Consider the following 12,855-nt stretch of genomic DNA (forward strand, 5'->3'; position numbering starts at 1 on the left):
AAATCCGACGGATCACATGGGATCCACATCAAAATACACCTTCAACGTCCGGTAATTATTAAGAGTAAGCAGTTCGACGATCGCCCCTTTCAGAAAAGATTTCAGTTTGGATAAGGATAAAGCGGGTTCTGCCTTTATTAACAACTGAATCCGTTGCATTTCCCGAATACGCGAAACTTCAGGAACGGCAGGTCCATACACGCGTCCAGCCAATCTCGACCTCAACCGTTCCGCCAACTCGTTAGCGGCACGACGAAGTAGAAGCTCATCCTTATGACGCAACTCCAATTGTATCAAACGGCCAAAAGGAGGATACCCGAAAAATTCCCGCTCCCGGGCTAAGGCTTCATAAAAAAGAGAAAAACTCCCCTGCGCCACCCATTGGTAAACCCGGTTATCCGGATCCGAAAGCTGTATGACAACTTTTCCCCGCTCTCCTTTCCGCCCGCTTCGCCCGCTGACCTGCGTCAACATAGCGTAAGTACGCTCCTCGGCACGAAAATCAGGGTATCCTATCAAACTATCCGCATCCATCACTCCGACCAACTTCACCCGCTCGAAATCGAGTCCCTTGGAAACCATCTGCGTTCCGATTAAGATATCGAAATCCCCCGCTTCAAAACGATCGATCAACGTCTTGTACTTCGTCTTGCTGTTCATCACCTCCAAATCCATCCTGGCCACCCGGGCCCCGGGGAAAAGCTCCGACACCTCCTCTTCGATACGTTCCGTTCCGGGAGTTCGCTGAATATAACGTCCCTGTCCGCACTCCTCGCATAAAGACGGAACGGGACGAAGACTTCCGCAATAATGACAACTCAGGGTACTCCTGTATTTATAATAGGTCATACTTACGTCACAACGCTTACAACGTGGAATCGCACCGCAATGGTCACACTGCAAATAAGTAGAATAACCTCTTCGATTCTGCAATAAGATAACCTGCATCCCTTTTTCCAATACCCGTTTTACCTCTTCGTACAATACCGGAGTAAAAGCACCTTTCATCAACTTTTTCCGACGAAATTCCTTCATATCGGCAAAAACCAACTCCGGCATTTTCACGTCTCCGTACCTGATATTCATCTGGATCAAATCGTACTTTCCACTCATCGCGTTCCCGTAACTTTCGAAAGAGGGTGTCGCTGATCCCAAAACGATTTTAGCCCCGAACATCTTTCCCAACATAATCGCCGCATCCCTCCCGTTATACCTGGGTGAAGGCTCTTTTTGCTTATAAGAACTCTCGTGCTCTTCATCTACAATGACTAAGCCTAACTTCTGAAAAGGCAAGAAAACAGAAGAACGCACCCCCAACACGAGTCGATACGGAGCATCTCCGTTTTGTTTTTTCCACATCTCTACCCGGGCCCTGTCGGACATACCCGAATGATAGATCCCGACCTGATTACCGAAAGCTTTTTGTAATCTCCTCACGATCTGTACGGTCAACGCAATTTCCGGCAACAGGTACAACACCTGTTTGCCTTGAGCCAATACTTCCCGTATCAAATGAATATATACTTCGGTTTTGCCGGAAGATGTCACCCCCTGCAACAAAACACAATCTTTCTTTTTAAAAGAATCCCGGATTTGCATTAAAGCGAGTTCCTGGGTATCCGAAAGCCTGTTAACCTCCCTTTCACCCCGTTCATCCTCGTCATGCCAATGGACTTCTACCGAATTTATTTTCAATATTTCCCGGTCGCATAAAGACTTTAAGGCTACCGCAGAGTTCCCGATCAAACGGGAAAAATCTTCTTTAATGATAAAATCCACCCCCTGCACCTCGCAATAATCAATCCATTTGCACAACATACGGTATTGTACCGGGGCCCTCTTTAAGGTATCTAACAAACGGGATAACTCCTCCTCTTCAAATCGACGCGCCCAACAAACCCTTTTTTCCCGTTTGGGCTTAAAAAGATCATCAACTTTCTCCTTTATCGTAACCACTCCCTGATCTAACAGACTCTTTACAATATTAACCGCCTGACTACTCTTTAAGCACTTTTCAATCTCCGTGACGGAAAGGAACTCTCCCGGACGCAGCAGATTCAATACTTTTTTTTCGGCATCGCTAAATATCCTATCTTCAATATCCGTTTCCGTCAACCTCACACAAGTATGACTCTCCAAACGCATGGCAACAGGAAAGGCAGCCCGAATGACATCTCCCGGAGGAGCCATGTAATATTCACTCATCCACAATAAAAACTTCAAATGTTTTTCCGAAAGAATAAATCCCGCCTCCATCACCCGATCTATAGGCTTTACGGTAATCCCTTCCGGCTTTTGAGTATGTAAAGCGTACACGACGCCCGTGTACCGCTTCTTCCCGGCAAAGGAAATAGCAACAAGTCCCCCTTTCGTTACCGCATGCTCCCATTCTTCCGGTACCGAATACGTAAAAAAGCCCTCTACTCCCAAAGGAACAATAACATCCGCGTAAACCAAGCTAAAACTTCAAGTTTATATTTACGATTATATCAAACGCTCTAATTGTAAATTGAACGCCGTTTTTTAAGTTACAATCCACCATCGTCAATCTTTCTAATCCCTCAATCACGTAGTCACCCTAATCACGTAATCTCTCAATCCCCCGATCCTTTAATCCGTCAATCTAAAATCTGCAATTAAATCGACAGTATTTCCAAAAGCCCCAACAGATTATGATTTAACGGTTTGGAATTTTTTATCGCCTTATTGAAAGGTACGTGTACGACCTCTTTATTCATGATCCCTACCATAATACTCATCTGGTCGTCCATTAAAGCATCTACGGCTGCAACTCCTAACGTACTGGCCGTTACCCGGTCAAAGGCAGAAGGAGAACCACCTCGTTGAATATGCCCTAAAACCGTTACCCGCACATCATAATCCGGATGTTTCTCAGATATCTTTTCCGCAATCGTGTACGCCCCTCCTGATTTCTCACCCTCAGCCACGATCACGATGCCGCTGGATTTATGTGGCTTATAGTCGTGTTCCAAATACTGATTCAATGCATCCAAATCCGTCTTGATCTCCGGGACAAGAACGGCCTCCGCTCCCGTAGCCACAGCCGAGCGCAAGGCAATAAATCCCGCATCGCGTCCCATGACCTCGATAAAAAACAAACGGTTATGCGCACTTGCCGTATCCCTGATCTTGTCGACAGCTTCCACCACCGTATTCACCGCCGTATCGTAACCGATCGTATAATCCGTGCCGTAAAGATCATTATCGATCGTTCCGGGTATCCCCACAATAGGCACATCATGTTCCTGTATCATCTCGCGAGCCCCGGAAAAAGTTCCGTCACCCCCGATAACTACCAGGGCATCTATACCATGCTTTTTCAAACACTCGTAAGCCTGAGTCCGTCCTTCCGGTGTCCGGAAAGCTTCGCTCCTCGCCGTTTTCAATATCGTCCCCCCCCGTTGTATAATATTACTCACGTCATGAGATTGCAAACGTCTCACATTACCCGAAATTAATCCTTCATATCCGTCATAAATACCATAAGCTTCACAACCATTAAAAATAGCAGCTCTTACAACCGCACGAATAGCGGCATTCATTCCCGGCGCATCACCTCCTGAGGTTAAAACACCTATTTTTTTTATTCTTCCCATAGTAATCTCCTGATAAACGTTATTGTTTAAAACGGTCTTATATAATTAAAAAGGGTCTGTTTCCAACCGATGTAAAATAGCCTCCATAACCCAATGAGGTGTCGAGGTCGCTCCCGTAATACCTACACTCCGAGCATCCCGGATCATCTCTTCACGGATATCATCCTCTCCTTGAACAAAATAAGTACGAGGATTCACGTCCAGACAAACCGCAAAAAGTTGTCTGCCGTTCGAACTTTTTTCCCCGCTCACAAAAAGGATCACATCATGACGAGCCGCAAACTCCTTTAATTGAGGAATACGATTCGCCACCTTCCGGCAAATCGTATCATTTACGGTTACCGAATTCCTGGCCCTGGCTTTAACCCTCTCCACCATACTCCGAAAACCGTCTAAACTTTTGGTCGTTTGAGAAAACAATATAACCGGACGGGAAAAATCAATATTTTCGATATCCGTTTCATCTTCCACGACCACGGCCTCCCCGTTCGTTTGAGCGACCAAACCGTTTACCTCAGCATGTCCCCGTTTCCCGTATATAACAACCTGAGCCTCCTTTTCCGTTAAAAAAGCCTCGCGAATCTTTTGCTGCAAATTCAACACGACAGGACAGGATGCATCTATGATCTCCACGTGATTCTGCTCCGCCATCCGGTAAGAACTGGGCGGCTCTCCGTGAGCACGGAACAATACCCGGCAATTCTTCAAACGGGCAAAAACCTCATGATCGATCGTATACAACCCCAACTTTCTCAGTCGTTCTACCTCCAGGCTGTTATGTACGATATCCCCGATACAGTATAGAGGACCGCGCGTCAACTCCTCCTCTGCCTTTTCGATAGCATTGACGACACCAAAACAAAAACCAGAGTTCTCATCAATCTCGACCTTCATATTTTGATTTTATCACTTTCAACATCTCCGCCACTTCCTCCTCGATAGACATCTCCCCGTTATCAATAACGATAGCATCCGGTGTCCTCCTCAACGGACTGACCTCCCGGTTTTCATCGATATAATCTCGTTTACGAACATTCTCTTCAACCTCTTCATAAGTCACCTTTTCCCCCTTCTCCACCAACTCTTTGTAACGGCGTTGAGCCCGTATTTCCGGAGCAGCCGTCATAAAGAACTTAACTTCCGCGTGAGGAAACACGACACTTCCTATATCCCGCCCATCCATCACGACACCCCCTTCTTCGGCCATCTCCCGTTGCTTACGTACCAGTACCTCTCTCACATAAGGAATCGCCGCGATCAAACTGACAGAATCGGATACATCCATCCGACGAATCGCATCCTCCACGTAAACCCCGTTCAAATAAGATTCGTATCGATTTTTCTCCCGGTTGTATTTAAATCCAAAAACAATCCTTTGCAACTCCTCTTTCAATCGCTTGTCATCCACTCCGTCCACCGACAGTATATCCTCGGATATCGCCCTGTAGGTTACCATTCGATACATCGCTCCCGTATCGATATAGGTATACCCCAAACGTGCCGCTAAAATCTTGGAAACCGTACTCTTACCGGTGGATGAATAACCGTCAACAGCAATAATCAAACCTTTCTTTTCCATTCTTTTACTCTTCTGTTCAATTGCGAAGATATAAAAAAAGAGGATAACCACCGCGATTACCCTCCGTTATATTTTTATTACGAATCAAAGACTATCTCACTACCTGCATCAATTTACGAGCCTTCTCCTGAAAGTTCTGATTTTTCGATTTTTCAGCGATAGCATTGGCCAAACGAGCGTATTTCTCAGCAACATCCTTAAATCCACACTTTTGAGATATCAAGGCGTAATTGTATATAGCATCGAAATCCTTAGCAGACTCTACGGTCTTACCCGCCCATAACTGTATTACCTTTAACCTGGAAACATCATTCATGATCTCTAACGCTCCATCCGTGATCTCTTTGATCATTTTGCGATTCTCCGGAAAATAACGGAAAAGCTTCCGGGCTTTATAAAAATAATCTTCCGATTTACGCTCCGAACGTAATTCCCGGATATAAAAATAATCAGCAACCACATCGTAATGTTCGTATCCGGATTTTTTCAACGATTCCAAATAATTCCGGTATTGAATCTTATCCTTATCGTAAAAACGCTCCAGATGCCCTACCAATACGTTGTCCAACTTCTGGAAAACATCATCTTTAGAATAAGACTGTATAAATTTAAGTTGGTTTTTGAACAAATATTTTATCTGCGGCGCATCGACATCATCCACGAAATCCCGAATAATAGACCAGTTATACTCTTTCAAGTAATCCGTCTCGCTCTGAGTCTTAAAATAGCGCTCTACCACATCACTATTCGGCTTACCCTGATTTTTTAATTCTTTCAATAATTGAATCGTATTTTGTGCATCTGCCGGATTTGCTTCAAATTTTCGTACCAACTCATCCAATGCCACCATCTCTTTCTCATGGGCTTCAACTTCTACCAAATTGAATAATAACATCCCAACAACTAAAATAATTTTCAACATAGTATCATCAATTTTAATCTTCTGCTTATATAACACCAAAGGGTAGCAAAAGGGTGACTCTAAAATCTATTTTAACTTAATTTTTAACAGGATTTAATCATTTAAGTAACAAAATCAAACTAAATCACTCTTTTTAATAAAAAATTGAAACTATGGAATCCTCTATAGTATATACCAAAAACTCAAGCAAGAATTAGACTTAAAACCACTGCTGAAAGGATCCATTTTGCATTTTTTTGATAATTTCGCGATTGGATTTATGACGATTTATAGATAAAAATTAAAATCATGAAGAAGATCACTAAGATTATTATTATCGCATTGGTTATTTTTTTTAGTCTGATAATTATCGGTATTTTAATAGCCCCGCCCATCGCTAAAAACTACATTAATAAACACGGGAAAGAATTGATCGGCCGCAAAGTAACGATAGAAAAACTTTATGCCAATCTTTTCACGGGTTATAACAGGATTTGTGGTTTTACCTTGTATGAAACAAACGATTCCGATACCTTTATCTCGTTCGACACGTTAGTAGTAGATCTCTCCTTGTATCGTTTAATCGTTAACGAACTAAGAATAAACGAAATATCACTTATAAATCCGAAAGTAAACCTTTGGCAAAAAGGCGAGACATTCAACTTCAGCGATCTGTTGAAAAAACATTCGACGGATACGCTCACAGCCCCGGAAGATACGACTTCAAATACCTCCTCCCTGGCAATAGCCATCTATAATATTAATCTCGCGGGAGGACATATACGATACAAAGATCTGATCCGCAATTCCCTATGGGATATGGAAGATATGAATTTGCATATTCCGGGAGTCTATTTCAGCGGACAAAATACAGATGTTGGCATTAATTTAAATTTCAGTAACGGTGGTTCGTTACAGACTCAAACCCAATATAATCTGACGGACGGAGAGTATTTGGTTCATTTGAATTTAAACAATTTCGCCATCGACAATCTCCAGGCTTACCTGGCGGATTACGTGAAGATCGGTCGATTGAACGGCTCGCTCTCCGCCGATTTGGAAATCGCGGGAAATACGAACCACATCATGGACATCTCGATAAAAGGGCTTACCTCTTTACGAGAATTGCATATTACTGATGAAAAAGCACAAAAAATAGTCTCTATCGACTCTGTCGGTCTGGATATAGAAGAGATCAATCCCGGAACAGCAAAGTTCCGTTTCAACGCGTTAGCCATCCATAAATTCAGCTCCTCGTTCGAACTCTACTCCGACCACAATAACTACACGGCATTTCTCAAAGAAGAATCGGGAACGCCAACGGATACCGCACCCGAAACACCGACCGCCGCACCGGACACGACCGCTATCCCCATGGATTTACGTTTGGGAAAATTAGCCGTAACCGAATCCGATTTCACGTTTAACGATCATACCCTGCATGAACCGTTCTCTTTCCGTATGGATAAATTAAGTGTCATTTCCGATACGTTAACGCTATCGGGCATTAACCATATTCGCCTCCAAACGAAACTCCCGGACGGGGGATCCGCCTATGTCAATTGGAAAGGTAAGCTAAACGACATCAGCGACTTAGACCTTACATTAGCCATTAAGAACTTGAATCTAAAAGAATTCACCCCTTATTGCCTACAATATTTCGGTTATCCGATCAGAAAAGGTAATCTTGCGTTCACCAGTATAAACACGGTAAAGAAAAATCAACTGGAAGGGCGCAATTCATTAGACGTATTCGCTTGCGAATTGGAAAACAGACAAAAAGGTCTTAAGGTAGAGTATAACCTCCCCTTAAAAACAGCTCTCTACCTGATCAAAGATAAAAACGATAAAATCAATATGAATCTTCCGGTCAGCGGAAACATCTCCTCCCCCGAATTTTCATACCGTAAACTCATTTTCAAAACGTTGACAAACCTTTTGATAAAAGTAGCAGTATCCCCGGTCTCTTTCTTAGCCAATTCATTAGGTTTTTCTCCCGATAAATTAAGTTCGATTCCTTTAATCGCAACCCAATGGGATTTTACTTCCGAGCAGTATTCCACTTTCAACGCCTTAACAGAATTACTTAAGGCCAAACCGGAAATGACATTAACTTTGGAACAAGAGATCGACCGGGAAGCCGCTTACAACGAAATAGCCTTGTTCGACATTAAAAAAGATTACTATCTTTCAATGTATCCCGAAAAAAGCGATACCACGCTACAAGCCATAGATTACGCCAAAATCATGGAAATCGAAACCAAAGATTCCGATTTCAACAACTACTTGAATAGTAAGGTAGACCCAAACATTTCCACTCGTTCCGTACAGGAAAAAGCGCGGTCGCTCCTATCTGCGGCATTTGTAGAAGCACAGATAAACCGATTGATCGAACTCCGCAATCGACAAGCCTTAAACTACCTAACAACCAAAGGCATTCCCGCCGATCACCTGAAAGTCTCGACCTCTCAAGCTATCGGCTATTCCGGTAAACACCAGTATAAAATCAATCTTGTTCTCGAAGAAGACCAACAAAACGAAATCCCCGAATAACCCTCGGGTATTTTCGGGGACGGTTTCAAAATACATTTTCGTGCTTGAAACCGTCCCCGAAGAACATCAATGGTTAGGCAAAACAAAAGACCAATGCGTGTGTATAATACTCCACCCACCGGATGAACCCGATTTATACACTTCGGTACAATGCATTCTAAATACCTGCCCGTCTCTACACGCCTCGTAATCGTATGTCAAAACGGCAATACCACAGGATAACAGTACAGCAGGCCTTATCATCTTATACTCGTCGATCTCAACCTTTCCCCGGATAAGATCATAGTATTCTTCCAAGGCTTTTTTACCTTCAAGCTTATGTTCTAAAGCGGGATCGAAATAAACGACATCATCGGACGATAACTCTATAAACCCATCCGGGTCTCCATGATTCCATCGCTCTAAAGCCTGTTTCTCCAAGGATAAGATCGTGACTCTAATCCCCTCCTCGTCCAATGATACCTGTACATTTTCCTTCATAAATCAACATCTGTTTATACCGTTTCCCGTCTAACCCGGATATAAACCCAATGGTAAGTAAACAAAAGCACGATGATGACGATAGAAATCGCAACGACATTATACCACTCTACGGTCAAATCGCTCCAGGCCATACCGCCTGAATGCCTATTACTCATATCTTTGGTAAGTCTTCCCAAACAAATGCCGTAAAAAATTCCCGTAAACCGGATAACCTGCAGCACGGCTTTATTAACATAACGACGCGTGAAAATCATAGCGACCCCGAGTAAAGTAGACGCGACAAACCCTATTTTAGTATAAAACAACTGTTTCCCCAAAACTTCACCGGTCTCCCCGGTCACGTAACATTGAATTACCATAAAAAGAGCGATTGCAAGCCCTACTAACGAGCACAACCAAACTCCTTTCAATAATAAAAGTCCGATCTGTTTTTTTGAATCCAAAATTTCTATTTTCATACTACAAATATTCATTTTTTATCACACATGTCCTCACAAACAACATTTATTTCAACAACTTCGTAAATATAATAATTTTTTTTAACTTACAATAAAATATAAAATCAGTCACCCATAGAGAATAACATTGAAAATCAGCGATACATCTATATACCCGGCTGAAACATATAAATCTATATAATCATTCTCGGCATACGGTTATTGATAGGGTTCCAAAAACGTTTGGCTACTCTTCTTAGCGGCATCCCAGGATTGACGTTCGCTTTTTCTATGCTGTTCTTTTTAAATATAAAAACACTATTGGACTATAGCGTATTTTCTATAGCTGTATGCGCTTTCACATTTTATAAAAAAATAATCCGAATTCTTGCAAAACGAATTTGTAACCTACTATGACAAGGTTTACGGGGTACTTATGATTTACTTACAACAACTATTCGACGAACAACAAGATTTTGGCTTTTCCGCGTAAACCGTGATACTGAAAATTACCGTCGGATTAGCTTTATATTCTGTAATCTCGTTATCACTCAAATAACGCTTAAGTATATCGTCAGGTACTATAATCGGTTTTTGTTTTTGAAGGATTACATTCGTGAATCCCGCCTCCGCAACATAATCGAGGTATTCCGTTTTATCGATGGCACTTGCAACACAACCGGCATACATTTCAGCCGCCGATTTGATCTTCTCCGGCAAATTACCCGTAAGAACGATATCGGATATGCTAAAATGCCCTCCGGGCTTTAATACTCTGTAAATATCGGCAAACACGGCACGTTTATCGGGTACGAGATTAAGAACGCAGTTACTGACAATAACATCGGCAACCTCATCCGATACCGGCATATTTTCTATATCCCCTTCCCGAAACTCGACATTGTTAAAACCTCGCGTTTCAGCGTTCTTTCTGGCTTTAGCAATCATGGCAGGAGTAAAATCAATACCGATTACCTTTCCGGTTTCCCCGGTTTCCGCTCTTGCAACAAAACAATCATTTCCGGCACCGCTCCCCAGATCTATCACGGTATCCCCTTTTCTAATTTTCGCGTATCGAGTAGGCAGACCACACCCCAACCCCAAGTCGGCATCCGGATTGTAACCATCGAGTTCATTGTACTCCTCACTCATAATACGATATACTTCCGTGGTGCATCCGCCGGAGCCGCAACAGGAGGATTGATTTGTCTCTTTATCTTGTAAGGCTATCTCATTGTATTTTTGCCTGACCATCTCTTTGATCTCATTTTTATTCATAAATTATAATTATTAATTATTCGTAATATTACGAACATTATATATAAAAAATATATGCTAACAGCATACATCTTTATTTTCCGGCAATTCTCTTAAGAAATTCTGGAACAACTTGCGGGCCAAGTCCCAGGTTCTTCTATTTATACAGTATCTTACTTTGGGTGTTTCAATTTCCCCCTGAATCAGCCCGGCATCTTTCAACTCCTTGAGATGTTGTGATACGGTTGCTTTGGCAATGGGTAAAATCTCGTGAATATCACCGAAAAAACAGGTATCCTGACCTGCAAGAAAAGAAAGTATTGCTATACGGTGAGGATGTCCCATTGCTTTGGCAATCCGTGCTAATCTCTCCTGTTTACTCATTTCTGGCTTTTTCATACTTTTATATTGTTCGCAAATATACGAACAATATTTTAATTATTACACGATAAATTCAAACAAAAAATTAGTGATCTGCAGGGACGGTTCTTTTGGGGTGACAAAAATCACATCCAAGAACCATCAGCAAGGTTTTTTAGATCATCAGTAAATCTACAAAAATTGGACATATCAGTAAAACGCAGCTCTCGATAATCCAACTTTAACCCACACAGACATCTGACAATTAACTATATTAAAAAAATATATACCTATATTCAAAGAACGAAAGCGGAGTACTCCCATGTTTGACGGTTATATCTCCGACTATAACCCACATGCAAAATATTGATTTTTAAGCCAGTAATAATACATCGGGTCTTGAAACGAAAGCTTATTCGCCTTATTGTCCAAAATATCTTTCTCTATAAGAGATTTCTTTGAACGAGTTACGTTACCGGACGACGTTAAGCGGTAATGAGCAATCACCTTGGTTGATGATAAGGTTGTTTCTCCTGCAACCATTGCTTTTAAAAAGTTTATCTGATTATTGGTTAGTGACTCCGTAATCGTTACAAACAATAAACTTAATTGTTCGACGATAGTGATATGAGCCTCTTTTACAATCTCTTCCGTGCAAGAATCACTTGTCCTAAGCCATGCTTGTTGCGCAAGCTGTTGAACATAGTACGGGTGGTTGTCTGCTAAGCCGACAATCAGGCGTGCTTGTGTTTCGGTTATGATTTTACCTGTCTTTGAGAATTGTTCCGTGATGAATGCAATCCACGAAGGGGTGTCTATTTTTTCAAGAAACAGCAAATCACCAAACTTATATAACGGCATTGACGAATTGGTAAATACATCGAGCATCATGTGTCGTTTACTTCCATAGAGGCAGTAAGAAACATATTGATGTTGCTGCCAATGCGAACGCAGTTTTTTCTGAAAGTAAAGCGGATCATTAAATTCGGCAATATTCTGGAATTCATCAACACATACAACTATACGAATTCCCTTGTCTATAGCAATTCGTTCAGCTAAATCTAAAATCTCATCTGGATTTTTTCTTATTTCATTCCAATCGAACTCAAGAGAGATTTCGTTTCGCATATCACCGGCAAGAACAATTTTGGGAATAATTCGGGTGAAAAATTTTTTAACTGAATCAATAGACTCTTCCCATCTCGAAGAGGTGGTTTTCAGAATGTTCATAGCAAGGAGTTCGTAAAAATGCTCTTCATTACGCACGTTAAAAAGGTCAATCTTACAAATCTTAAGTTTTTCATTTTGCGAAGTTGCAATATCGGCAGCCTTGGCTACAAGAGAACTTTTCCCCCAACGTCTCGGAGAGATTATAATCGTATTGATGAGTGAATTAAAATTAGAGACCAGCAACGCGGTCTCTTTTTCCCTGTCGGTGAAATTTTCCGACTTGGCTATTCTTCCGAAAATAAATGGTGTATTCATTGTAAAATCCGTTTTATGAAACAAATATATGAAACAAATTTGTTTTAAACAAAAATGTTTCATAATAAAGCTACCTGCAAAATAGCATCGGAACCATCTTAAAAATCAATTTATTTCAAAATAATTCCCGTATGATCAATAAGTACAAAAAATCTTCCAGCCGGATCAATAAACAAAATAAGC

11 protein-coding genes are annotated in these 12,855 nt (G+C 41.7%); 1 reads left to right on the forward strand and 10 read right to left on the reverse strand.

The genetic code is table 11. The features are described 5' to 3' along the window. Window positions 1-12: 12 nt before the first annotated feature. From priA to NVS78_RS13080, 5 genes are all read right to left on the reverse strand, one after another. Window positions 13-2,457, reverse strand: a complete 2,445-nt coding sequence (gene priA / locus NVS78_RS13060) for a replication restart helicase PriA (RefSeq protein WP_286359561.1) — start codon at window positions 2,455-2,457, stop codon at window positions 13-15. Between the two features lie 179 nt (window positions 2,458-2,636). Continuing rightward, entirely contained in the window at window positions 2,637-3,617 is a 981-nt protein-coding gene (gene pfkA, locus NVS78_RS13065) for a 6-phosphofructokinase (RefSeq protein WP_041504709.1), read from the reverse strand. 45 nt (window positions 3,618-3,662) lie between these two features. Then, window positions 3,663-4,511, reverse strand: coding sequence for a 4-hydroxy-3-methylbut-2-enyl diphosphate reductase (locus NVS78_RS13070; protein WP_059025245.1), 849 nt, complete (start codon window positions 4,509-4,511; stop codon window positions 3,663-3,665). After that, window positions 4,495-5,196, reverse strand: coding sequence for a (d)CMP kinase (cmk, locus tag NVS78_RS13075; RefSeq protein WP_286359562.1), 702 nt, complete (start codon window positions 5,194-5,196; stop codon window positions 4,495-4,497). The genes NVS78_RS13070 and cmk overlap by 17 nt, the downstream gene beginning before the upstream one ends. 91 nt (window positions 5,197-5,287) lie before the next feature. Then, entirely contained in the window at window positions 5,288-6,118 is an 831-nt protein-coding gene (locus NVS78_RS13080; RefSeq protein WP_041504520.1) for a hypothetical protein, read from the reverse strand. A gap of 288 nt (window positions 6,119-6,406) precedes the next feature. Here NVS78_RS13080 and NVS78_RS13085 point away from each other — a divergent pair, with 288 nt between their 5' ends. Next, window positions 6,407-8,650: an AsmA family protein gene (locus tag NVS78_RS13085; RefSeq protein WP_286359563.1), complete on the forward strand. Its 2,244-nt coding sequence runs from the start codon at window positions 6,407-6,409 to the stop codon at window positions 8,648-8,650. A 66-nt stretch (window positions 8,651-8,716) separates the two neighbouring features. On the opposite strand, the gene NVS78_RS13090 is transcribed toward NVS78_RS13085, so the two are convergent. The 5 genes from NVS78_RS13090 to NVS78_RS13110 all read right to left on the reverse strand — a co-directional run bounded on the left by NVS78_RS13090 (window position 8,717) and on the right by NVS78_RS13110 (window position 12,672). Next, complete coding sequence (locus NVS78_RS13090; protein WP_059025250.1) at window positions 8,717-9,130, reverse strand: YybH family protein; 414 nt, start codon at window positions 9,128-9,130, stop codon at window positions 8,717-8,719. Window positions 9,131-9,144: 14 nt separating this feature from the next. Beyond that, window positions 9,145-9,591, reverse strand: a complete 447-nt coding sequence (locus NVS78_RS13095; protein WP_041504523.1) for a hypothetical protein — start codon at window positions 9,589-9,591, stop codon at window positions 9,145-9,147. A 420-nt stretch (window positions 9,592-10,011) separates the two neighbouring features. After that, a complete protein-coding gene (locus NVS78_RS13100) occupies window positions 10,012-10,848 on the reverse strand; it encodes an arsenite methyltransferase (RefSeq protein WP_286359564.1) in 837 nt (278 codons plus the stop codon). A 57-nt stretch (window positions 10,849-10,905) separates the two neighbouring features. Next, window positions 10,906-11,226, reverse strand: coding sequence for an ArsR/SmtB family transcription factor (locus NVS78_RS13105; RefSeq protein ID WP_059025255.1), 321 nt, complete (start codon window positions 11,224-11,226; stop codon window positions 10,906-10,908). Window positions 11,227-11,532: 306 nt separating this feature from the next. Further along, window positions 11,533-12,672 carry an AAA family ATPase gene (locus NVS78_RS13110; RefSeq protein WP_286359565.1) on the reverse strand — a complete coding sequence of 380 codons (1,140 nt, stop codon included), beginning with the start codon at window positions 12,670-12,672 and terminating at the stop codon, window positions 11,533-11,535. Between the last annotated feature and the right edge of the window lie 183 nt (window positions 12,673-12,855).

The sequence above is a fragment of the Gabonibacter chumensis genome (assembly GCF_024741215.1).
GTDB lineage: Bacteria > Bacteroidota > Bacteroidia > Bacteroidales > Marinifilaceae > Gabonibacter > Gabonibacter massiliensis.

Bases quoted from the DNA above. Each gene is read 5' to 3' on its own strand.
- NVS78_RS13085 (WP_286359563.1), top strand. From the start codon at position 6,407: ATGAAGAAGATCACTAAGATTATTATTATCGCATTGGTTATTTTTTTT.
- NVS78_RS13090 (WP_059025250.1), bottom strand. From the start codon at position 9,130: ATGAAGGAAAATGTACAGGTATCATTGGACGAGGAGGGGATTAGAGTC.
- NVS78_RS13070 (WP_059025245.1), bottom strand. From the start codon at position 4,511: ATGAAGGTCGAGATTGATGAGAACTCTGGTTTTTGTTTTGGTGTCGTC.
- cmk (WP_286359562.1), bottom strand. From the start codon at position 5,196: ATGGAAAAGAAAGGTTTGATTATTGCTGTTGACGGTTATTCATCCACC.
- NVS78_RS13110 (WP_286359565.1), bottom strand. From the start codon at position 12,672: ATGAATACACCATTTATTTTCGGAAGAATAGCCAAGTCGGAAAATTTC.
- pfkA (WP_041504709.1), bottom strand. From the start codon at position 3,617: ATGGGAAGAATAAAAAAAATAGGTGTTTTAACCTCAGGAGGTGATGCG.
- NVS78_RS13095 (WP_041504523.1), bottom strand. From the start codon at position 9,591: ATGAAAATAGAAATTTTGGATTCAAAAAAACAGATCGGACTTTTATTA.
- NVS78_RS13100 (WP_286359564.1), bottom strand. From the start codon at position 10,848: ATGAATAAAAATGAGATCAAAGAGATGGTCAGGCAAAAATACAATGAG.
- NVS78_RS13105 (WP_059025255.1), bottom strand. From the start codon at position 11,226: ATGAAAAAGCCAGAAATGAGTAAACAGGAGAGATTAGCACGGATTGCC.
- NVS78_RS13080 (WP_041504520.1), bottom strand. From the start codon at position 6,118: ATGTTGAAAATTATTTTAGTTGTTGGGATGTTATTATTCAATTTGGTA.